Below are 21,879 nucleotides of genomic sequence, written 5' to 3' on the forward strand. Positions count from 1 at the left end.
TCCGCGTCACACAAAAGCGGACGCAGAGCGTCCATGGCGGCATTCCCACGCAGAGCGTGGGAACGATCACCGAGGAGAATTTGGACATGCTGCAAGTCGACAAGCTGCACCAGTACTACGGCGGTAGCCACATCCTGCGTGGCCTGTCTTTCGACGTTAAGGTCGGCGAGGTCACCTGCCTGCTCGGCCGTAACGGCGTCGGCAAAACCACCCTGCTCAAATGCCTGATGGGCTTGCTGCCGGCCAAAGAAGGCGCGGTGAATTGGGAGGGCAAACCGATCACCACGTTCAAGCCGCACCAGCGTGTTCACGCCGGGATCGCTTATGTGCCGCAGGGCCGCGAGATCTTCGGACGCCTGACGGTGGAAGAGAATCTGCTGATGGGTTTGTCGCGTTTCCCCGGCAGTGAAGCCAAAGAAGTACCAAGTTTCATCTACGAATTGTTCCCGGTGCTGCTACAAATGAAGCAGCGTCGCGGCGGTGACCTCTCCGGCGGTCAGCAGCAACAACTGGCGATTGGTCGCGCATTGGCCAGTCGTCCGCGTTTACTGATCCTTGATGAGCCCACCGAAGGCATTCAACCCTCGGTGATCAAGGAGATCGGCGCGGTGATCAAGAAACTCGCGGCGCGCGGCGACATGGCGATTTTGCTGGTCGAGCAGTTCTACGATTTCGCGGCGGAACTGGCCGATCAGTACCTGGTGATGTCCCGGGGCGAAATCGTGCAGCAGGGTCGCGGTGAAAATATGGAGGCCGAGGGTGTACGCGGGCTGGTAACGATCTAGTACAACGAACTAATCTGTAGCTTCCTAACGATAATTACAAACCATGAATTCGACTGTTGCACCTGCCCTGTTTACCCCGAGCTGGCACGCCGAGCTGGAACTCGCCTACGCGCGTTTCGGCGATTGCACGCGCCCGGTCATGCGCCGGCACATCGGCCCGCTGCGCGTACAAAAACACCTGTACGCCGAAGGCCCCGAAGTCTGCCAACACATCATCGTTCACCCGCCGGGCGGTATTGCCGGCGGCGATCGGCTGGACATCAGCGCCCGCGTCGAACCTGGCGCTTGGGCGCAGATCACCAGCCCCGGCGCGGCCAAGTGGTATCGCGCCGGTGGCCCGGCCTACCAGAAACTCGATTTGCAGGTGGCGGCCGGGGCGACCCTGGAATGGCTGCCACAGGAAACCATCGTCTACAGCGCCGCCCAGGCCGAACTCACGACTTCGATCGATCTGCAGGGTGATGCGCGGCTGTTCTACTGGGATGTGGTGGCGCTGGGTCGTCCGGCGAGTGGCGAGCGTTTCGACCGTGGGCACTTTCAGGCGCACCTGGATATTCGTCGCGACGGCCGTTTGCTCTGGCATGAACGCCAGCGCATTGTCGGCGGTGATGGCTTGCTCGATTCGCCGATCGGGCTGGATGGCCATCCGGTGTTTGCGACGTTGTTGGTGACCGGTGAAATTGACGCTGAGTTGCTCGAACGTTGCCGCTCGCTCGGACACGAAGTGCGCGGGGATTTGACCCAGTTGCCAGGGCTGCTGGTCGCCCGTTGTCTGGCCAGCGAAGCATTGCTCGCCCGCGCGTGGCTCATCGATTTATGGCGCCTGCTACGCCCGGTGCTGCTGGACCGCGAAGCCCAGCCCCCCCGAATCTGGAACACCTGAAATGCATTCCCCTGTAGGAGCTGTCGAGTGAAACGAGGCTGCGATCTTTTGATTTTGTTTTTTCAAGATCAAGATCAAAAGATCGCAGCCTCCGGCAGCTCCTACAGGGTGTACGTCATTATTTTTAACTGCCGATATTGGATTCCCACAATGGACCTGACCCCACGCGAAAAAGACAAGCTGCTGATCTTCACCGCCGGCCTCGTCGCCGAGCGGCGTTTGGCGCGCGGCGTGAAACTCAATTACCCGGAAGCCATGGCCTACATCTCCGCCGCGCTGCTCGAAGGCGCGCGTGACGGCCGGACTGTCGCCGAGCTGATGCACTTCGGCACCACCCTGCTCAGCCGCGAACAAGTGATGGAAGGCATCCCGGAAATGATTCCCGAGATCCAGGTCGAAGCGACGTTCCCCGACGGCACCAAACTGGTCACCGTCCACCAACCGATCGTCTGAGGCCGCGCCATGACTTACTCCATTCGCGATGCCATCCACGCCGACCTGCCGGCGATCCGTGACATCTACAACGACGCTGTGCTCAACACCACGGCGATCTGGAATGAACAGGCCGTCGACCTCGGCAATCGCCAGGCGTGGTTCAGCGCGCGTCAGGCCCAGGCCTACCCGATTCTGGTGATCGTCGACGCCGACAACACAGTGCTCGGCTACGCTTCGTTCGGTGACTGGCGACCGTTCGATGGCTTTCGCCATACCGTCGAGCACTCGGTATACGTGCGCAGCGATCAGCGTGGCAATGGACTCGGCCCGCAACTGATGACGGCGCTGATCGAGCGCGCCAGAACTTGCGACAAACACGTGATGGTCGCCGCCATTGAAAGCGGCAACGCCGCTTCGATTCGTCTGCACGAGCGCGCCGGTTTCGTCATCACCGGGCAGATGCCGCAGGTCGGCACCAAGTTCGGCCGCTGGCTCGACCTGACCTTCATGCAACTGACCCTCAATCCTGGCGCGGAGCCGCCTGACGCCAACAAGGAGTGACACCGATGAACGCCGCCCAACTGCGCCGCGTCAACGCTGAAAGTTTTGCCCACTATCGTCAGGGCCTGATTGATCTGCTGCTCGATGCCGTGGGCTACGGCGCCAGCGTCGGCTTCATGGCCGATCTCGATGCGGCTCAGGCGCGCGCGTATTTCGATGAGGTGCAGGACAGCGTCAACAAGGGCAGCGTATTGCTCTGGGTGGTCGTCAAGGACGAACAGGTGCAGGCCAGTGTGCAATTGGGTCTGTGCCAGAAGCGCAACGGTCTCAACCGCGCCGAGGTGCAGAAACTGCTGGTGCGCGAAAACGCGCGGCGGCGCGGTCTTGGCCAGCAATTGATGAGTGCGCTGGAACTCGAAGCGCCCAAGCACAAGCGCGGCATGCTCTACCTCGACACCGAGGCCGGCTCGCCCGCCGAAGATTTCTACAAGGCGTTGGGGTACACCCGCGCAGGTCAGATTCCCGATTACGCCTGCGACCCGACCGGCACGTATCGCCCGACCGCCCTCTATTTCAAGATTCTGCAAGGAGCCCAGTGATGATTCCTGGCGAATACCAGATCCAGCCCGGCGACATCGAACTCAACGTCGGCCGCCGCACTATCAGCCTGAAAGTCGCCAACAGCGGCGACCGGCCGATCCAGGTCGGCTCGCACTATCACTTTTTCGAAACCAACGACGCGCTGACCTTCGACCGCGCCGCGAGCCGTGGCATGCGCCTGAATATTCCCGCAGGCACTGCCGTGCGTTTTGAGCCGGGGCAGAGTCGCGAAGTCGAGCTGGTCGATTACGCCGGGCATCGCCGGGTGTTCGGGTTTGCCGGACGGATCATGGGCGACCTCTGACATCTGCATGCACCGCCGCCCCTCACCCCAGCCCTCTCCCGAGGGAGAGGGAGCCGAATGGGGGCTTTTCCGATCCTGAGTTCGACTCGATATTTCAGGTCGATGTCTGTCGGAAGAAACCCGCGATCAGTCCCCTCTCCCTCTGGGAGAGGGCTAGGGTGAGGGTTGATGGCTCACCACTATTTTCCTGAAGGACGCTGCATGAAAATCTCCAGACAAGCCTACGCCGACATGTTCGGCCCCACCGTCGGCGACAAGGTGCGCCTGGCCGATACCGAACTGTGGATCGAAGTCGAAAAAGACTTCACCACCTACGGCGAAGAAGTGAAATTCGGCGGCGGCAAAGTCATCCGCGACGGCCAGGGCCAAAGCCAGCTGCTCGCCGCCGAAGTGGTCGACACGCTAATCACCAACGCGCTGATCATCGACCACTGGGGCATCGTCAAAGCCGACGTCGGCCTCAAGGACGGGCGCATCTTCGCGATCGGCAAGGCCGGCAACCCCGACGTGCAGCCCAACGTCGACATCGCCATCGGCGCGAGTACCGAAGTGATTGCCGGTGAAGGCATGATCCTCACCGCTGGCGGCATCGACACGCACATCCACTTCATCTGCCCGCAGCAGATCGAAGAAGCGCTGATGAGTGGCGTCACCACCATGATCGGCGGCGGCACCGGCCCGGCCACGGGCACCAACGCCACAACGTGCACTTCGGGCCCGTGGCATCTGGCGCGCATGCTCCAGGCTGCCGATGCCTTCCCGATGAACATCGGCCTCACCGGCAAGGGCAACGCAAGCCTGCCGGAACCGCTGATCGAACAGGTCAAGGCCGGCGCCATCGGCCTCAAGCTGCATGAAGACTGGGGCACCACCCCGGCGAGCATCGACAACTGCCTGAGCGTCGCCGATCAGTTCGACGTGCAGGTGGCGATCCACACCGACACCCTCAACGAATCCGGTTTCGTCGAAACCACCCTCGGCGCGTTCAAGGGCCGCACCATCCATACCTATCACACCGAAGGTGCCGGTGGCGGCCACGCGCCGGACATCATCAAGGCCTGCGGTTTCCCCAATGTGCTGCCAAGTTCGACCAACCCGACACGGCCGTTCACCCGCAACACCATCGACGAACACCTCGACATGCTGATGGTCTGCCATCACCTCGACCCGAGCATCGCCGAAGACGTCGCGTTCGCCGAAAGCCGTATTCGCCGCGAAACGATTGCCGCCGAAGACATCCTTCACGACCTCGGCGCCTTCTCGATGATCAGCTCCGACAGCCAGGCCATGGGCCGCGTCGGCGAAGTCATCACGCGCACCTGGCAGACCGCCGACAAGATGAAAAAACAACGCGGCCCGCTGCCGCAGGACGGCGCAGGCAACGACAACTTCCGCGCCAAACGCTACATCGCCAAATACACGATCAATCCGGCGATCACCCATGGCATCAGCCATGAAGTCGGTTCGATCGAGGTTGGCAAATGGGCGGATCTGGTGCTCTGGCGTCCGGCGTTTTTCGGCGTCAAACCGACGCTGATTCTCAAGGGCGGCGCGATTGCCGCGAGCTTGATGGGCGACGCCAATGCCTCGATCCCGACACCGCAACCGGTGCATTACCGTCCGATGTTCGCCAGTTACGGTGGCTCGCTGCACGCCACCAGCCTGACCTTTATCAGCCAGGCGGCGCAGGAGGCCGGGTTGCCGGAAGCGTTGGGGTTGAAGAAGAAAATCGCCGTGGTGAAGGGGTGCCGTGATGTGCAGAAAACCGACCTGATTCACAACGACTATCTGCCGAACATTGATGTTGATCCGCAGACGTATCAGGTCAAGGCTGACGGCGTGTTGCTGTGGTGCGAGCCGGCGGAAACGTTACCGATGGCGCAGCGGTATTTCCTGTTCTAACCCAAAAAAGCCTTTCAAGATCCGCGAGTACAAGGGCCTGCGTATGCCGATCCCTGTAGGAGCTGCCGAAGGCTGCGATCTTTTGATCTTGATCTTAAAAAACAAGATCAAAAGATCGCAGCCTTCGGCAGCTCCTACAGGGGTTATTCGATTACCAAGCGTGCCAGGCGTTGTCTGAGCATACGGTTTTCGGCACGCAACTCGCGCACCTCTTCCAGCAGATCCAGCGCCAGAGCGACGCCTTCCCACTCCAGCTCCAGGTCATGCCGCAATTTCGCCGCACGCTTGGCCAGGGCCAGTTCGTAATCGGTGAAGCGCCATTCCCGGGGCTGCGCGCCCTGAGGTTCGAGGATGCCGTGTTCGACGATTTCTATCACGTAGACGTCCGACAAATCGGCCGCCTCACAGAATTCTGCCAGGTCCAGTTGAACGATCAGGGGGCTGCTCATGATGGGCTACTCCGTCGTCGAATTTAGAAGTTCTCTCGCGGATTGAAGGCGGCTTTCTTCGCCAGTTCCTGCCACAGCGCCTTGACCTCGTCGTCGGCCGCTTTTGGCATTACCGCTTTGAGCTGCACGAACAAATAACCTCGTTCGCCAGCCTTGTTCTGCAAACCGTGGCCCTTGGCGCGCATGCGCTGGCCATTCTGGCTGCCGGCCGGAACCTTGAGGTTGATCTTGCCGGTGAGGGTCGGCACCGCCACTTCAGTGCCCAGTGCCAACTCCCACGGCGCCAGTGGCAGCGTGATGATCAGGTTTTCGCCTTCGACATCGAATTTCGGGTGCGGCGCAAAACGAATGGTCAGGTACAGATCGCCATTCGCCCCGCCACCGACGCCCGGTGCACCCTGGCCTTTGAGGCGGATACGCTCGCCGTCGGTGACGCCCGCCGGGATCTTCACGTTCAGGCTCTTGCTGGTGTTGCTGACGTGCTGGCCGTTGGCGTTGTATTGCGGCACCTGGAAGGTGACTTTCTTTGACTCGTTCGACAGCGTCTCCTCGAGGAAGATCGGCAGTTCCATTTCCACGTCTTGCCCTCGGCGCGCTGCACTGCGTTGTTGCCGACCTTCGCCACCACCGAAACCGGGGCCGCGATTGCCGAAGATCGAACTGAAGAAGTCCGAGAAGTCACCGGTGTCCTGACCGCCGCCACCAAAGCCGCCACGGCTCTGCCAGCCCGGTGGCCCCTGGAACGGCTGACCGTGCTGGCCATAGCGGCGCAGTTCGTCGTATTCCGCACGTTTGTCAGCGCTCTTCAGCGCTTCATAGGCTTCCGAGGCGTCCTTGAACTTCTCCTCGGCGTCTTTTTCCTTGCTGACATCGGGGTGGTATTTACGCGCCAGCTTGCGATAGGCAGCCTTGATTGCCTTGTCGTCTGCTGTCGGCTCCACGCCGAGTATCTTGTAATAGTCTTTGAAGTCCATCGAAGGAATCACCGTCCGTTATCGATTTCGCGCCGATGCCAGCATGCGCCGATTCGCGCGTGCCGGGTTGACCGATCTCAAGGTTGTGACCGGGTGGCGCAGCAGAAGTTTATCGGCAGTGGACGACGGTTCTTGTGACCGCCGGTGGTTCTGCCGGCCCATGCCAGCAAGTTTGGGGCGAAGCTGCGATTTTCAACCAGTTTAGTCGTGAAATAGCAGATGACCGGCCTTCGATTCTGGCGCGCACTGACATACACTGCGCGGCCGTTTTTTTGACCGGAACCGAAAGACATGAAAGACGCCTCTCCAGCCCGTGCCTGTGGCATCGACTTCGGCACGTCCAACTCCACCGTCGGCTGGCTGCGCCCCGGCATGGAAACGATGATCGCGCTGGAAGACGACAAGATCACCCTGCCGTCGGTGGTCTTCTTCAACATCGAGGAGCGCCGCCCGGTTTACGGTCGTCTGGCGCTGCACGAGTACCTGGAAGGCTACGAAGGCCGCCTGATGCGCTCGCTGAAGAGCCTGCTCGGTTCCAAGCTGATCAAGCACGACACCAGCGTGCTCGGCACGGCGATGCCGTTCAAGGACTTGCTCGGCCTGTTCATCGGCCAGCTGAAAAGCCGCGCCGAAACTGCCGCCGGTCGGGAATTCGAGCAAGTGGTGCTCGGGCGTCCGGTGTTCTTCGTCGATGATGATCCGCTGGCTGACCAGGAAGCTGAAGACACTTTGGTCGACGTCGCCAAGAAGATCGGCTTCAAAGAAGTGTCGTTCCAGTACGAACCGATTGCGGCGGCCTTCGACTACGAGTCGACCATCGAGAAAGAAGAGCTGGTGCTGATCGTCGACATTGGCGGTGGTACGTCCGACTTCTCGCTGGTGCGCCTGTCGCCCGAGCGTCGTGGTTACGACAACCGTCACGATGACATCCTTGCCACCGGCGGTGTGCACATCGGCGGGACCGACTTCGACAAACAGCTGAGCCTGCAAGGCATGATGCCGCTGTTCGGCTACGGCAGCCGCATGAAGAGCGGCGCCTACATGCCGACCAGCCACCACATGAACCTGGCGACCTGGCACACCATCAACTCCGTGTATTCGCAGAAGTCCAGTCTGGCGCTGGGCAGCATGCGTTACGACATCGAAGACACCGGCGGCATCGATCGCCTGTTCAAGTTGATCGAGCAGCGCGCCGGCCACTGGCTGGCGATGGAAGTCGAAGAAACCAAGATCCAGCTGACCCACACCGACAGCCGCCATGTGCCGCTGGACCGCATCGAAGCCGGTTTGAGCGTGGAACTGTCGCGCGCGCTGTTTGAATCGGCAATCGATGCGCTGCTGGAGCGCGTGCGCGGCAGCGTCACGCAGCTGTTGAACGACGCCGGGGTGGCGGTGGATCAGGTTGATACGGTGTTCTTCACCGGCGGTTCGAGCGGGATTCCGGCGCTGCGTAACAGCGTCTCGGCGATGTTGCCGAATGCGCGGCATGTCGAAGGGAATATCTTTGGCAGCATTGGTAGCGGCTTGGCGATTGAAGCGATGAAACGCTACGGTTCGATGGCCTGATTCAGAATCGGTGGCGCGCCATTCGCGAGCAGGCTCGCTCCCACAGTGGATCGCATTCCAACTGAAGGAATGTGATCAAAATGTGGGAGCGAGCCTGCTCGCGAAGAGGCCCGTTCAAGCGCTACAAGGCTTGGATCAAACCATCCCGCCCAACTTCAACTCACTCTTCAGATACGCGTAATAAATCGGCCCCGCCACCACTCCCGGCAAGCCAAACGCGGCTTCGAACACCAGCATCGCCAGCAGCAACTCCCACGACTTGGCACTGATCTGCCCGCCGACAATGCGCGCATTCAGGAAGTATTCGAGCTTGTGGATAACGATCAGATAACCCAACGCCGCCACCGCCACCCAGATCGACAGCGACAGGCCGACGATGGTGATCAGCGTGTTCGAGATCAGGTTGCCGATCACCGGCAACAGGCCTAGCAGGAAGGTCAGCACGATCAGGGTCTTGGTCAGCGGTAGCTTGACCCCGAACATCGGCAGGATCACCGCGAGAAAGATGCCGGTGAAGAAGGTGTTGAGCAACGCAATCTTGATCTGCGCGAAAACGATATTGCGAAACGCCTGCACCAGCAGGTGCAAACGGTCGAACAGCGCGGCGGCCAGCGGCTTGCGCTTGGTCACGTCCGGCACGCGCTGCAAGGCGATGATCGCGCCGAGCACCATGCCGATCAGCAATGTCACGAACATGTGCGCCGCGTCCTTGCCGACCAGTTGCAGATCAGAGAGATGCTTGCTCAGCCATTCGCCGATCGCGACGCGGAATTCACCGGCGCTGGCCGGCAGATAAGCATCGATGAACGGCGGCAGTTGCCCGCGTGCACGATCGACCACGCCCATGAATTTATCGAGGGAAGCCCCGGGGTTCTCCGCTTCGTGCAGGAGGAAGCTGATGGCCCCGGCAAAGATCAGCGCCAGCACGCTTACTACCAGCGTGCCGAGCAGTGCCACCGCCAGCCAGCGGGCGCGGCGGCCTTCGATCAGCCGTTGCAGTTGCGGGGTGAGCATGTTGACCAGCTCGAACACCAACAGACCGGCCAGCAGGCTCGGCAACAAACGCAGCGGCAGCACCAGCAGCAATCCGCCGAAAATGATGATGCAACTGACCCAGAACACTACATGACGCTCAGAAAACGTTGGCATACAGCCTCAAAACGAACGGCGTAAAAGGATTGGCAGTCTGCCAGCGTTCCGGCGCCGAAGCGAGCATAGGCCCGGGTGCCTCGTCGCGCCGAAAAGATCGCAGCCTGCGGCAGCTCCTACATGAGACCGCGATCCTGTAGGAGCTGCCGCAGGCTGCGATCTTTTGATCTTATTTTTTCTTCAGGCAATCACTCATGAAGGTCTTGCGCGCATCGCCCGTCAGCGCTTTGGTTTTCGCATCGGCATTGCAGGTTTTCATTTTTTCCTGCTGCGGCGTCAGGGTCTTGGCATCGTTGGCCGCTGGCGCTGCCTTGAGGCAAGTGCTCATGAAGGTTTTGCGCTCATCGCCTTTGAGGCTCTTGGCGGTCGCATCGGCATTGCAGGTGGTCATCTTGTTCTGTTGCGCCGTGGCGGCGAAACCCTGGGAACACAGGAGCAAACCAATCATCAACAAAGGCACACGCAACATCTTCATGGAGTTTTCTCCTTGTCGCCGCACCGATGGATGCGGCCTCTGCTGGAGTGTAGCCAAACCTTGTTACACCTTCCTGCCCTCCAGATGGCTACGCCGATATTGCTCCGGCGTGCACCCCGCCTGCCGGGCGAACATGGCAATAAACGCCGAGCCGCTGCTGTAACCGAGGTCGAAGGCAATTTCCTGCACGCTGCGCGAAGACTCCAGCGCTTCGATTGCCGCGAGATAGCGCAGCCGCTGGCGCCATTCGCCAAAACTCATGCCCAACTCGCGCACAAATTGCCGCGCCAGCGTGCGCTCACTGACATGCACTTGCAGCGCCCAATGCGCCAGCGGCTGATTGTTGCCCGGCTCGGCCTGCAGGGTTTCGAGGATCGCCAGCAATCCCGGACTGCTCGCATAGGGCAGATAGCACTCATGCACTGGCGCCTGTTGCAGTTGATCGACCAGCACTTGTGCCAGACGCTGATCGGCATCGAGTTGCGGGATCTTCACATCGCGGGCGGCGAAATCCTTGAGAATCGCCTTGAGAATGTCGCTGATCGCCAGGGTGCAGGCGCGCTTCGGCAACTCAGTACAAACCTTGGGGTCGAGACACACCGCGCGATAGTTGACCGGCTGATGGCTATAAAAGCTGTGCTCGACCTGCGGCGGCACCCACACCGCGTATTGCGGCGGCGACATGAAGCGGCTGCCGTCGACGTCCATGTGCAATACGCCATGGGCCGCATACTCCAGCGTGCCCCACGGATGGCGATGCGGCGCGGCGAATTCGTGGGCGTTGAAATCGGCGTAACGGAAGTACACCGTCGACGGCAGTTCGCTGAAATCCAGCAGATCGATGTGTTTACTGTTCATGCTGTCCGGTTTCAGAGGCAGGTTGTCCGGTTCGAAGTATAGGCTTGCATCCAGACAAGAGATAATTGCGCTTCATCAACGTAATGGTTTCAACTCATGCAATACGCTTTTCCGCTGCTGGCGATTTTTATCTGGGCCGGCAATACCGTGATCAACAAACTCGCGGTCGGCGCCATTTTCCCGGCCGAGATCGGTTTTTACCGCTGGCTGCTGGCCGGGTTGTTGTTCACGCCTTTCATGCTCAAAGCGGTGATTGCGCACTGGCCGCAGATTCGCCCGAACCTGGGCAAGATCTTTGTCCTTGGCGTGCTCGGCATGGCGGTGTATCAGAGCCTCGCCTACTTCGCCGCGACCCTGACCACCGCGACCAACATGGGCATCATTCTGTCGCTGATGCCATTGATGTCGCTGGCCATGGCGATCATCAGCCTCGGCCAGCGCTTGACTGCCGGTGCATTGGTCGGTGCGGTGCTGTCGTTTGCCGGCGTATTGGTCGTGGTGTCGTCCGGCAGCCTCGGCGCACTGTTGCAGCACGGGTTGAATATGGGTGACGCAATGATGTTGATCGCGACCCTGGCCTATGCGATCTACAGCACGCTATTGAAGAAATGGCAGCTGCGCCTGCCGCCGCTGGTGTTGCTGTATTTGCAGGTGCTGGTGGCGATTGTCGTGTTGTTTCCGTTGTATGCGGCTTCACCGAAAACCGGTCTGACCCTGCAGAACATTCCACTGGTGCTGTATGCGTGCCTGCTGGCGTCGATGCTTGCGCCATTGGCGTGGATGCAGGCGGTGCAACGTCTGGGGCCAAGCCGGACGACGTTGTTCTTCAACTTGCTGCCGTTGATTACCGCGCTGATTGCGGCGCTGGTGTTGAAGGAACAGCTGGCGATGTATCACCTGGTCGGCGGGTTGTTGACGTTGGGCGGGGTGATTCTGTCCGAACGCTGGACCACCGTGCTGGGCCGTCGAATCAGCGTTGCCTGATGGAAAAGATCGCAGCCTGCGGCAGCTCCTACATGAGTTCGGGGCGTTCACAAAATTTGTGTTCGACACCGAACCTGTAGCTGCCGAAGGCTGCGATCTTTTGATCCTAAAGACCCGCAGCCTCAAGCCGCGCCGCATGCTCGACAAACAATCGCACCGGATCCGCGCCCTTGCCCACCAGTCCCAACGACTGATTAACAATGTCGAAATGATCCAGCGGATAGTCATCACCAATCACCGTACCCAGATGCGAGCTATACCGCCCGACCATGCCGTCGCACTGCCCCGGCTCACGCACGAAAGTTTTCGCAAACAAGCGACAGCTGCGATTGGTCCCGTCAAACAGATTTCCGCCACGATCGGTCTTGCCCGGCTGCAACGTCCCCGACCACGAGTAATAGCGCACGCCGTTAACCTCTTCCGGGCCATGTCCGCCCCAGGTTTCAGGCAAGCCCTGTGGATAATGCTGGTTGAACAGCGCCACGCCTTCGCTGGTCAGCGATTGATGCGAAGCGTGGATATCCACCGGCAGTTTCGGCCCGCGATAGCCGGTTTCCAGTAACGCCATCAACCACCCGACAAAGCGCAGCAACGCTTCCAGCAGGCGCCCCTTGGCGCTGTCCGCCGGGTAATGTCGGGCCAGATAATCAGCCAGCTCCGAACCATGATTGGGTCCGGCTACCGACGTCACCGAGGCGACCAGATCCGGCCGTTTCGCCGCCGCATAGCGCGCCGTCAGCGAGCCCTGACTGTGACCGAACAGGTTGACCTTGCGCGCGCCGGTCTCACGCAAAATCTCATCGATCTGCGCCAGCAACTGCTCGCCTCGCACCTCGGTCGAGTTCAGCGGTGAGACCTGCACGGCAATCACCGTCGCACTACCCCGGCGCAACGCCTTGATGATTCCGTACCAGTACGGATAGAGCACCAGCCGGATAAAGCCGAGCATGCCCGGTACCAGCACCAGTGGATAACGCGTCGACATGGGCAAACATCCTTGTGGTCGGTGAGTGGATGCAAGGCGTGCAAAACGCTCGCCAAGCATCCTCCGTGATGATGACAACTCCACGACCAGCCTACTTCATGCCCATGGCGAAGGTCACTTCAAACCCGGCGGCGATCAGCAGGAACAGCCAGGCCATTTAGAACTCCCGGGCGAGGTCGAGCAAACGCTGCTCGGCTTCGGCCACCGACACCGCGAAGGTGCGTTCGGCGGATTCTTCGCCCTCAGCCGCGACCACCGTGACGTCGTTGATACCGACGAAACCCAGCGCCGTGCGCAGCCATGGATCGGCGTGGTTCAACGCTTCCAGTTCACCGCCGGGGCCAAAGCCGAAGCCGCCGCGACTGGTGACGATCAAGGCCTTTTTGCCCTGCAACAGCGGCGTGTATTGAGCGACGCCGTTGTCCAGCGTGTGATCGAACGTCAGGCCCAACCGCACAATCTGATCGATCCAGGCCTTGAGGCCGCTGGGTACGCTGAAGTTGTACATCGGCGTGGAAATCAGTAGCAGATCGTGGTCGAGCAACTCGCCGACCAGTTGATCGCTGAGCGCCAGATCGGCCTGCATCGACAGTGGCCGCATTTCGGGTTCGGGGTAAAACGCCGCCGCGACAAAGGCCTCGTTGACCGCTGGAATCAACGCTCGGCCGACTTCGCGGCGAGTGATATGAGCCTGCGGATGACGCGACTGCCAGGCGCTGAGAAAACCTTCTGCCAAACGTCGCGAGTGAGAACGCTCACCGCGAGGACTGGCATGAATCGCAAGAATTTTACTCATCTGTAAAGCCTCCGGACTAGAATCAAACTGTTTGTTGCCTATAGCCTGAGGCTCGCCACTGCGCTGGCTCAAATGAGTAAAAATCATTCGGGATGAATTTTTTTCATCCATGGAGTTGCCAATGTTTGCTTCATTGCCGTTAACCGCCCTGCGCGCCTTTGAATCCGCTTCGCGCCTGTTGAGCTTCAAGGCTGCCGCCGAAGAGCTGGCGGTGACGCCCACGGCAATCTCCCATCAGATCCGCGCGCTGGAAGACTGGCTCGGGGTTGCGCTGTTCGAACGTCTGCCGCGTCAGGTACGCCTGACCGAGGGCGGCGAGCGGCTGTTTCGCAGCCTGCACGGCGCTTTACTGGAAGTCGCGCAAAGCGTCGATACACTGCGCCCGCAACGCAATGCCGGCACGCTGACGCTATCGACCACCGCCGCGTTTGCCGCGCTGTGGCTGGTGCCGCGTCTGGGGCGGTTTTATGCCCGGCATCCGAACATCAACGTGCGTCTCGACACCCATTGCGAAGTCATCGATCTGCACCAGGACGCCAGCGTCGATCTGGTGTTGCGCTACAGCCTCGACGATTACCCCAACCTTTATGGCCTGTGCCTGTTCGATGAGTCGTTCGGCGTTTACGGCTCGCCGGAGCAAGTGGCGCTGGCGTCGCGCCGTACGCCGACGTTGATCAGCGTGCATTGGCATAACTCCAAGCTCTACGCCCACGGCTGGCAGGCGTGGTGTGCGAAGTCCGGCGAAAACTGGCTGCAGCAGCAACCGGCGATCCGCGAATACGATGAGGAGCATTACGCTCTGCAAGCGGCGATAGCCGGGCAAGGGTTGGTGCTGGCGAGCAATATTCTGGTCTCGGAAAGTGTCGCCAGCGGTTTGCTGGTGCCGTACATGGCCGAGGTGGTGGTCGATGGCGCGGGTTACAGCGCCTTGTGCGTGCCGGGGCGGGAGCGGCATCCGCCGGTGCGGGCATTTTTTGCCTGGTTGCGCGAGGAGGCAGAGTTGTCCGGGCTGGCGCCAGGAGCGCGGCCTTCGGCAGCTCCTGCGAGGGTTGTGTAAAACCGATAAAACTTTTTGCAGCGCGCATGACTCACAACTTGGGTAGCGACCGCGTCCGCAGAACGTGGCGCCCATCGGATTAGCCTCCAGGAGACTGAAATGAGCAATGACCTGCACCTGTCAGATGTCCAAACCCTGCGCGACCGTGCGCGCCAACACGTCGAGAACGGCGCCGTCACCGAGAGCTACAGCGCCGACCGCGATGAGGTGCTGCGTTTGCTCAATGAATCGCTGGCCACCGAACTGGTCTGCGTCTTGCGCTACAAACGCCACTACTTCATGGCCACCGGCGTCAAAGCCCATGTCGCCGCCGAAGAGTTTCTCGAGCACGCGACTCAGGAAGCCCAGCACGCCGACCGTCTGGCCGAGCGCATTGTGCAACTGGGCGGCGAACCCGAGTTCAATCCCGACATGCTGTCGAAAATGTCCCACGCGCAATACGTGGCCGGTAAAGATCTCAAGGAGATGGTCTACGAAGACCTCGTCGCCGAGCGGATCGCCATCGACAGCTACCGCGAGATCATCCAGTACATCGGCGAGAAAGACCCGACCACCCGGCGGATCTTCGAAGATATCCTCGCGCAGGAAGAAGAGCATGCCGACGACATGGCTGACATTCTGAAAGACCTGTAACCCCTAAAAAATAAAAGATCGCAGCCTGCGGCAGCTCCTGCATTGATCCCTGTAGGAGCTGCCGCAGGCTGCGATCTTTTGATTTATTCTTTTACCTGGTTGGCTTGACGGTCACCGGCGCCTTGCCCGCTTTCATCTGCTCCAGCAACGGCGCGCACTGATTCGGCTCACCCCCACTCGGCGCCACCAGCGCCAACAGCCCCGCCGCCGGTGCGGCAATCACGCCCAGCGCAACCATCCCCGCCCCACGCAGCATCAGCGGCACAGCCTTCACACCGGCATCCGGCTTGATGAACTTGCCGCGCACATACAGCGGCGAGCGCAGGGAGATCAAACGCCAGCCCTTGGATTCCGGCGTCACGGTCAGATCAAGTTGCTCGGTGGCCATGTTCGCCGTGCCATCGATATAGATGATCGCGTTCTCGGTATCGAAGACGAACAGCTGCGTGGTCGCCAGGCCGGTCTTGATGTCGAAGTCGGCCGCCGCACAATTGATCTTCACTTCCTTGTCGCCAAAGATCTTGCCGACCACATAGTTGCCGACGTTGAGCCCGGCCAGTTCCATCAGCTCGCGACTGATGGCGCCGTCATTGATCAGCATCTTCAGCTTGCCGTTGGCGCCGCCCAGCAGCTTGGCGACCGAGTTGCCGCGCCCGCTGATGTCGGCGTCGCCATTGAGCTCGCCGAAACTGGTTTTCATCGGTTCAAAAGTCGGGAACAACTCTTTGAGCTTGAAGCCACGGGCGGTCAGTTTCGCCCGGCCTTCGAGCGGCTCGGTGCGGCCGTTGAGGCGGATCTGCGCATCAAGGTTGCCGCCGGCCACGCCGAAGCGCAGTGGTTCGAGACTGAGTTCGCCATCGTTGAGTTTGAGGTGGGTATAAAGGTCGGTGAACGGCAGCTTCTCGCTATGCACTATACGTTTGCCGGTGAATTCGACGTCGGCATCCATCGCCCGCCAACGGTCGGTCTTGAACTCCTCGACCGGCAGGACTTTGTCGGCCGGTTGTTTGCTCTCGCCGCCGCGAGCCTTTTGCTTATCGTTGGAGTCGGCACCGATCAACGGCGCGAGGTCAGCGAACAGCAGTTGATTGGAGAGCAGCGCGCCGCTGAGCTTGGGTCGCGGCTGACTGGCAACGTAAGTCAGATCGCCATGGATGTCGCTGCCGCCGATCTTGCCGTTGAACTGTTCATAGGTGAATTTCGCGCCGCCAGCATCATGCAGCTTGGCGATCAGATGGCCGTCGGTGGAGTACGGCGGGGTGTCCGGCAGGGTCACGCCGGTCAGCGGATAGAGATTGCCAAGGCTGGCGCCCGCCAGCTTCAGGCGCAGGTCAAGGGCGCCGAGGTTGAGCGGATCGGTCAACGTACCGGCGAGTTCGATGCTGGTGTCGCCGATCTTGGCCTGCGCCTGCAACGGGAACGGCTTGCTGGCGTCCTGCAACGCGAGCAGGCCGCCGATCTTGCCTTGGCCGCTGAGGTTCTGCGCGTGATATTGGCCTTTGACCTTCAGCGCAAAGGCGTAGTCCTGCGGTGCGGCGCCCTTGTCCTGTGCGGTTTTCGCCGCTTTGTCGCCGACGATGTCGCTGTACGGGATTGGCTTGCCCAGCGGATCGATCAATACATCGAGATTGGTCTTCAGTGTCTGATCGTCGAGCGTCACATGGCCCTTGTCGAAACCGATGGCGCCGATGTCGACCACCCAGTTCGACGGCTCGGCATTCGGATCCTTGGGATCGAACTTGAACGTCCAGTTGGCGCGGCCATCGGCCAGGCGCTGCAGCTCGGCATTGGGTTCGGTCAGGTCAATACGCGGGATCACCACGCGCTGTGCCAATAGCGCCAGTGGCGAGATGCGCAGTTCAACGCGCTTGAGCGTGACCATCTGCGGCTTTTTGGACCAGTCCGGGTTGCCCAGGCTCAAGTCCTCGGCCACCACATGCGGCCACGGCACCCAGGCACGCCAGCCACCTTCGTCCGGCTCGCGTTGCCAGATCACCGCGAGGTTGCCATTGATGGCGAACGGTCGGTGCAGTTCTTCCGAGACTTTGGCGTTGATCGGCGGTTTGATCCGGTTCCAGTCGAAGAACACGATGATCAAGACCAGCACGGCGAGTAGCAGCACGAGGATGGCGAAGGTCCAGCTGAATATTTTTCCAGTGCGCGTCATGCACAAAGCTCCTGATCACGTGCGCCCGGACATCGCGGCGCACGGCTGAAACGGCGGGCCAATGCGGCCCCTCTGAATTCTGTGACTGGCAAAAGGCCCGCAGGTTTAATCAAAAGGTTGATCAAAGCGCAAAAAAACCAGCTGAACCTGACTGATCGGTCGAACAGCGTTACCGCGACCCGCACATTTGCGAGGCGCGAGTGAGTCGAAAATACCCACCTCGGTGCAAAACCGTCGCCCTGAAAGGCCTGATCTAGAGCCTTGCGCCAGAACAATCAATTCTGTTGATTATTACCATTGCGTTTATGAACTTTTATATCGACTTATCGAGAGTAGCATTGCCCTCGTACCCACTTTATCGCCCTCCCAAGGAGCAACCCATCATGAAACGCCAATTACTGCTCAGTCTTACCCTGTCGATGCTAGCCAGCACTGCTTTCGCCCTGCCTGCTGCCGACCAAGCGACTCCGCAAGTGAAATCCAGCCATTCGGCATTCAGCCAGACCGTTGCTGCTGACGGCGGCGACCGCACCCCACAAGGCCAGACCCTGGCTGAAAACGGCCGCAACCGCCTGGAAGAAAAAGGCCTGGTGCAAGATGGCTATGACAAGACTCCACAAGGTCAGACCGTAGCCGAAGGTGGCCGTGATCGCCTCGAAGAGAAAGGTCTGGTGCAAGACGGTTCCGATCGCACTCCACAGGGTCAAACCCTGGCGTCTGATGGCAGCGACCGCACTCCACAAGGTCAAACCCTGGCTTCTGACGGCAGCGACCGTACCCCACAAGGTCAAACCCTGGCTTCCGATGGCAGCGATCGCACTCCACAAGGTCAAACCCTGGCCTCCGATGGCAGCGACCGTACCCCACAAGGCCAAACCCTCGCTGAAGGCGGTGGTGACCGTGTGATCGAACGCAACAGCGCTTTGAGCTAAGCCCATGGCGGCCTCGAAAAAAAGCCCAATCAGCGGATTGGGCTTTTGACTTTTCAGCCCCACTGAAATCCTTCGCTGCACCTCCTCCCGTTCGACGCCGACAAAGCCGATTTGCTAGAGTGCGGCGCTTGTCCTGCCGAAGAACACACCCTGCGATGCTGCCCCGCGCCGAACAGAAACAACAGACCCGCAACGCCCTCATGGACGCTGCCCGCCACTTGATGGAAAGCGGCCGAGGATTCGGCAGCCTGAGCCTGCGCGAAGTGACCAAAACCGCCGGGATCGTGCCGACCGGTTTCTACCGGCATTTTGCCGATATGGATGAGCTGGGCCTGGTGCTGGTCAGTGAAGTCGGCCAGACCTTTCGCGAAACCATCCGTTTGGTACGCCACAACGAGTTCGTCATGGGCGGCATTATCGATGCCTCGGTGCGAATCTTCCTTGATGTGGTCAGCGCCAACCGTTCGCAATTTCTCTTTCTCGCCCGCGAGCAGTACGGCGGTTCGCAGCCGGTGCGCCAGGCAATCGGACGTTTGCGCGAGAACATCAGCGCCGACCTTGCGGCGGATTTGACGTTGATGCCCAAGCTCCAGCATCTGGACGCTGCGGGGCTGAGCGTGATGGCTGACCTGATCGTCAAATCGGTGTTTGCCACCCTGCCGGACATTATTGATCCACCCGCCGAAGCACTGCCGGAGCATCTGACGCCGCAGGCGAAGATCACCCAGCAACTGCGTTTCATCTTTATCGGACTCAAGCATTGGCAGGGGCTCGGCAGTACCGAATAAAAGATCAACGGATCGCAGCCTTCGGCAGCTCCTACAGGGATTGATGTAGGAGCTGCCGAAGGCTGCGATCTTTTTTATGCGCCGCAAATTGGTGCATTAAAAAATCTTCACGCACCAAAACCTCTCATATCTCCGCAACATCCTGAAACATCCGCTAGTCTCCGACAGGGATTTCCTACATCTCGTCCGATTGGCAAGGCCCTTGCTCTAGTCTGAGTATTGTCCATAAGCTGGAAGCTTACCGATGCTGGTGATTCACCGCAGAATCGACCCTCAACCCGTCTGGGCCGCTGAGTTGCTCCTGACTTTCGAAGCGCGGAGCAAGAGCCGCCTGCGCTGTTTCAGTGCCGAAGGCGAAGACGTCGGGCTGTTTCTGGAGCGCGGCCAACCGCCGCTGTATGACGGCGAATGCCTGCAAGCCGAAGACGGCCGCATCGTTCGCGTTTGTGCCCGCCCCGAACAACTGCTGCACGTCACCTGCGCCAACGCTTTCGAATTGACCCGCGCCGCCTATCACCTGGGCAATCGCCACGTTGCCCTGCAAGTCGGCGATGGCTGGCTGCGCTTGCTCGATGACTACGTGCTCAAAGCCATGCTCGAGCAATTGGGCGCGCAGGTTGAAGCCATCGAAGCACCGTTCCAGCCGGAACACGGCGCCTATGGCGGCGGTCATCACCATTCCCGCCACGGCGACGAAGACTTCAACTACGCGCCGAAACTCCATCAGTTCGGCGTACGCCTGTGAATCCGGCCTGGGCGCTGCTGCGCCTGGCCAGTCCGCAACTGCCGATTGGCGGCTACAGCTATTCGCAAGGCCTGGAAATGGCGGTGGATAACGGCCGGGTGAAAAACCCGGACGACGCCCGCCGCTGGATCAGCGATCAGTTGCTGCTCAATCTGGCGCGCTTCGAAGCGCCGTTGTTGCTCGCGCATTGCCAGGCGGCGGCGGATCAGCGATGGCCCGAGTTGCTGATTCTCTGCGAAAGCCATCGCGCCAGCCGCGAGACACGCGAGCTGCATCTGGAAAGTCGGCAGATGGGCTATTCGTTGCAGCAATTACTCAACGGTTTGCCGGAACTCGACACGCCCGCGCGCGACTTTCTCGATCAATGCACAGAACCGCATCTGGCCCTGTGCTGGGCGCTGGCCGCGCGCGCTTGGGGCATCAGCCCGCAAGACGCACTCGCCGCGTGGCTGTGGAGCTGGCTGGAAAACCAGCTCGCCGTATTGATGAAAACCCTGCCGCTGGGCCAGCAAGCGGCGCAACGCCTGACCAGCGAACTGCTGCCACTGCTGCAACAGGCGCAGCAGGACGCCAGCCGAATCAATCCCGAACACATCGGCAGCGCCGCGTTCGGCCTGTCCCTGGCGTGCATGGCCCACGAGCGCCAGTACAGCCGCCTCTTTCGCTCCTAGGAGAAACATTTATGAACACACAACCTCTGCGCGTCGGCATCGGCGGCCCGGTCGGTTCCGGCAAAACCGCGTTGACCCTGGCCCTGTGCCTGGCCCTGCGCGAGCGCTACAACCTCGCCGTGGTCACCAACGATATCTACACCCGCGAAGACGCCGATTTCCTCGTGCGCAATGAAGCTCTCGCGCCGGAACGGATCATCGGCGTGGAAACCGGCGGCTGCCCGCACACCGCGATTCGCGAAGACGCCTCGATCAACCTCGAAGCGGTCGATCAACTGAATCGACGCTTTCCGGGACTCGACCTGATTCTGGTGGAGTCCGGCGGCGACAACCTGTCGGCGACCTTTAGCCCGGAATTGTCCGACCTGACCATCTACGTGATCGACGTTTCGGCCGGCGACAAGCTGCCGCGCAAGGGCGGGCCGGGGATCTGCAAATCCGATCTGCTGGTGATCAACAAGATCGACCTTGCGCCACTGGTGGGCGCCTCACTGGAGATGATGGACAGCGACACCAAACGCATGCGCAACGGCAAGCCGTTCGTCTTCAGCAACCAGAAAACCGGTCAGGGTCTGGAAGCCATCATCGCCTTCATCGAACGCCAGGGCCTGCTGACCGCAGCCTGATTCACTTTTCAACAAGGAAGCTTTTCCATGACTCTCAAACGCATTCTTGGCGCGGTTGCGCTACTGCTGACCCCGGCATTGGCCTTTGCTCATCCGGGGCATGGCGACAGTGGCTTGATCGCCGGTATCAGCCACCCGATAGGCGGCCTCGACCACTTGCTGGCGATGGTTGCCGTTGGGTTGTGGGCAGCGCAGCAACAAGGCGCCGCGCGATGGGCGCTGCCGTGCACGTTTGTCGGCACCATGCTGATTGGCGGCCTGCTCGGTTTTGAAGGCCTGCAATTGCCGGCGCTGGAAAGCGGGATTGCTGCCTCGGTGCTGGCGCTGGGCCTGGCGGTGGCGTTGGCTGTGCGTCCGCCGCTGGTGATGGCGGTGGTGGCAACGGCGGTGTTTGCGTTGTTCCACGGTGTGGCGCATGGGCTGGAATTGCCGGACATGAGCAGCCCTTGGGCGTATGCCGCTGGTTTCGTCGCCGCGACAGCTGCACTGCATGCCGCTGGTTATGCCGTAGTGCGTTTCCTGCCTCAGGCTGCTGCACCGTTGGTGCGCCTCGCTGGCGCTGCCTCAGCCATCACCGGCGCCTGGCTGCTGGCTGGCTAAACGGCACATCCCCT

At 60.6% G+C, this 21,879-nt stretch carries 25 protein-coding genes and 1 pseudogene; 17 read left to right on the top strand and 9 right to left on the bottom strand.

The genetic code is table 11. The features are described 5' to 3' along the window. The first annotated feature begins 86 nt into the window (after positions 1-86). The 7 genes from urtE (at position 87) to ureC (ending at position 5,410) form a co-directional block, all read left to right on the top strand. On the top strand, positions 87-785 hold the full coding sequence (gene urtE / locus QOL84_RS16345; protein ID WP_053116875.1) for an urea ABC transporter ATP-binding subunit UrtE: 699 nt from the start codon (positions 87-89) through the stop codon (positions 783-785). A 43-nt stretch (positions 786-828) separates the two neighbouring features. After that, positions 829-1,668 (top strand): urease accessory protein UreD, encoded by an 840-nt coding sequence (locus tag QOL84_RS16350; protein ID WP_283437874.1) that lies wholly within the window; start codon positions 829-831, stop codon positions 1,666-1,668. A 150-nt stretch (positions 1,669-1,818) separates the two neighbouring features. Then, the gene (ureA, locus tag QOL84_RS16355) at positions 1,819-2,121 is read left to right on the top strand and encodes an urease subunit gamma (RefSeq protein WP_008085431.1); all 303 of its coding nucleotides are present in this window, start codon (positions 1,819-1,821) and stop codon (positions 2,119-2,121) included. Positions 2,122-2,130: 9 nt separating this feature from the next. Then, positions 2,131-2,664: a GNAT family N-acetyltransferase gene (locus QOL84_RS16360; RefSeq protein ID WP_283437875.1), complete on the top strand. Its 534-nt coding sequence runs from the start codon at positions 2,131-2,133 to the stop codon at positions 2,662-2,664. A 5-nt stretch (positions 2,665-2,669) separates the two neighbouring features. Further along, positions 2,670-3,203, top strand: a complete 534-nt coding sequence (locus QOL84_RS16365) for a GNAT family N-acetyltransferase (protein ID WP_129388432.1) — start codon at positions 2,670-2,672, stop codon at positions 3,201-3,203. Next, positions 3,203-3,508, top strand: a complete 306-nt coding sequence (locus QOL84_RS16370; RefSeq protein ID WP_093430217.1) for an urease subunit beta — start codon at positions 3,203-3,205, stop codon at positions 3,506-3,508. Before QOL84_RS16365 ends, QOL84_RS16370 begins: the two co-directional genes overlap by 1 nt. A gap of 201 nt (positions 3,509-3,709) precedes the next feature. Then, complete coding sequence (ureC, locus tag QOL84_RS16375) at positions 3,710-5,410, top strand: urease subunit alpha (protein ID WP_283437876.1); 1,701 nt, start codon at positions 3,710-3,712, stop codon at positions 5,408-5,410. Positions 5,411-5,553: 143 nt separating this feature from the next. Here ureC and QOL84_RS16380 read toward each other — a convergent pair whose 3' ends face one another. Next, positions 5,554-5,859 carry a chaperone modulator CbpM gene (locus QOL84_RS16380; RefSeq protein WP_283437877.1) on the bottom strand — a complete coding sequence of 102 codons (306 nt, stop codon included), beginning with the start codon at positions 5,857-5,859 and terminating at the stop codon, positions 5,554-5,556. A 23-nt stretch (positions 5,860-5,882) separates the two neighbouring features. Next, positions 5,883-6,833 (bottom strand): DnaJ C-terminal domain-containing protein, encoded by a 951-nt coding sequence (locus QOL84_RS16385; protein WP_283437878.1) that lies wholly within the window; start codon positions 6,831-6,833, stop codon positions 5,883-5,885. Positions 6,834-7,124: 291 nt separating this feature from the next. Here QOL84_RS16385 and QOL84_RS16390 point away from each other — a divergent pair, with 291 nt between their 5' ends. Continuing rightward, a complete protein-coding gene (locus QOL84_RS16390) occupies positions 7,125-8,399 on the top strand; it encodes an Hsp70 family protein (protein WP_283437879.1) in 1,275 nt (424 codons plus the stop codon). 135 nt (positions 8,400-8,534) lie between these two features. On the opposite strand, the gene QOL84_RS16395 is transcribed toward QOL84_RS16390, so the two are convergent. From QOL84_RS16395 to QOL84_RS16405, 3 genes are all read right to left on the bottom strand, one after another. Continuing rightward, positions 8,535-9,548, bottom strand: coding sequence for an AI-2E family transporter (locus QOL84_RS16395; protein ID WP_129388418.1), 1,014 nt, complete (start codon positions 9,546-9,548; stop codon positions 8,535-8,537). A gap of 169 nt (positions 9,549-9,717) precedes the next feature. Next, entirely contained in the window at positions 9,718-10,023 is a 306-nt protein-coding gene (locus QOL84_RS16400; RefSeq protein WP_025111807.1) for a PsiF family protein, read from the bottom strand. A gap of 63 nt (positions 10,024-10,086) precedes the next feature. Continuing rightward, positions 10,087-10,881, bottom strand: coding sequence for an AraC family transcriptional regulator (locus QOL84_RS16405; RefSeq protein ID WP_283437880.1), 795 nt, complete (start codon positions 10,879-10,881; stop codon positions 10,087-10,089). Positions 10,882-10,977: 96 nt separating this feature from the next. On the opposite strand from QOL84_RS16405, the gene QOL84_RS16410 reads away from it, so the two are divergent. Next, positions 10,978-11,865, top strand: coding sequence for a DMT family transporter (locus QOL84_RS16410; RefSeq protein ID WP_283437881.1), 888 nt, complete (start codon positions 10,978-10,980; stop codon positions 11,863-11,865). Between the two features lie 106 nt (positions 11,866-11,971). Here the strand turns inward: QOL84_RS16410 and QOL84_RS16415 are convergent, their stop codons facing one another. The 3 genes and pseudogenes from QOL84_RS16415 to QOL84_RS16425 all read right to left on the bottom strand — a co-directional run bounded on the left by QOL84_RS16415 (position 11,972) and on the right by QOL84_RS16425 (position 13,646). Continuing rightward, positions 11,972-12,850 carry an esterase/lipase family protein gene (locus QOL84_RS16415; protein ID WP_283437882.1) on the bottom strand — a complete coding sequence of 293 codons (879 nt, stop codon included), beginning with the start codon at positions 12,848-12,850 and terminating at the stop codon, positions 11,972-11,974. A gap of 94 nt (positions 12,851-12,944) precedes the next feature. Then, positions 12,945-13,007: pseudogene (locus tag QOL84_RS16420) on the bottom strand (QacE family quaternary ammonium compound efflux SMR transporter); the annotation flags it as partial. Further along, complete coding sequence (locus QOL84_RS16425) at positions 13,008-13,646, bottom strand: FMN-dependent NADH-azoreductase (protein ID WP_283437883.1); 639 nt, start codon at positions 13,644-13,646, stop codon at positions 13,008-13,010. A gap of 109 nt (positions 13,647-13,755) precedes the next feature. On the opposite strand from QOL84_RS16425, the gene QOL84_RS16430 reads away from it, so the two are divergent. Both QOL84_RS16430 and QOL84_RS16435 read left to right on the top strand, forming a co-directional pair. Further along, the gene (locus QOL84_RS16430) at positions 13,756-14,703 is read left to right on the top strand and encodes a LysR substrate-binding domain-containing protein (RefSeq protein WP_283437884.1); all 948 of its coding nucleotides are present in this window, start codon (positions 13,756-13,758) and stop codon (positions 14,701-14,703) included. A gap of 99 nt (positions 14,704-14,802) precedes the next feature. Then, a complete protein-coding gene (locus QOL84_RS16435; RefSeq protein ID WP_129388398.1) occupies positions 14,803-15,336 on the top strand; it encodes a ferritin-like domain-containing protein in 534 nt (177 codons plus the stop codon). 91 nt (positions 15,337-15,427) lie between these two features. On the opposite strand, the gene QOL84_RS16440 is transcribed toward QOL84_RS16435, so the two are convergent. Further along, the gene (locus tag QOL84_RS16440) at positions 15,428-17,503 is read right to left on the bottom strand and encodes an AsmA family protein (protein ID WP_283437885.1); all 2,076 of its coding nucleotides are present in this window, start codon (positions 17,501-17,503) and stop codon (positions 15,428-15,430) included. A 383-nt stretch (positions 17,504-17,886) separates the two neighbouring features. Between QOL84_RS16440 and QOL84_RS16445 the strand changes: the two genes are divergently transcribed. From QOL84_RS16445 to QOL84_RS16470, 6 genes are all read left to right on the top strand, one after another. Beyond that, on the top strand, positions 17,887-18,435 hold the full coding sequence (locus QOL84_RS16445; RefSeq protein WP_129388392.1) for a hypothetical protein: 549 nt from the start codon (positions 17,887-17,889) through the stop codon (positions 18,433-18,435). A gap of 155 nt (positions 18,436-18,590) precedes the next feature. Next, entirely contained in the window at positions 18,591-19,223 is a 633-nt protein-coding gene (locus tag QOL84_RS16450) for a TetR family transcriptional regulator (RefSeq protein ID WP_129388389.1), read from the top strand. Positions 19,224-19,467: 244 nt separating this feature from the next. Further along, a complete protein-coding gene (gene ureE, locus QOL84_RS16455) occupies positions 19,468-19,968 on the top strand; it encodes an urease accessory protein UreE (RefSeq protein WP_129388386.1) in 501 nt (166 codons plus the stop codon). Beyond that, the gene (locus tag QOL84_RS16460) at positions 19,965-20,639 is read left to right on the top strand and encodes an urease accessory protein UreF (RefSeq protein ID WP_283437886.1); all 675 of its coding nucleotides are present in this window, start codon (positions 19,965-19,967) and stop codon (positions 20,637-20,639) included. The genes ureE and QOL84_RS16460 overlap by 4 nt, the downstream gene beginning before the upstream one ends. Before the next feature lie 11 nt (positions 20,640-20,650). Continuing rightward, positions 20,651-21,265, top strand: coding sequence for an urease accessory protein UreG (ureG, locus tag QOL84_RS16465; RefSeq protein WP_053116815.1), 615 nt, complete (start codon positions 20,651-20,653; stop codon positions 21,263-21,265). Between the two features lie 27 nt (positions 21,266-21,292). Beyond that, a complete protein-coding gene (locus QOL84_RS16470; RefSeq protein WP_283437887.1) occupies positions 21,293-21,865 on the top strand; it encodes a HupE/UreJ family protein in 573 nt (190 codons plus the stop codon). Positions 21,866-21,879: the final 14 nt, after the last annotated feature.

This window comes from Pseudomonas helmanticensis, assembly GCF_900182985.1.
Taxonomy (GTDB): Bacteria; Pseudomonadota; Gammaproteobacteria; order Pseudomonadales; family Pseudomonadaceae; genus Aquipseudomonas; species Aquipseudomonas helmanticensis.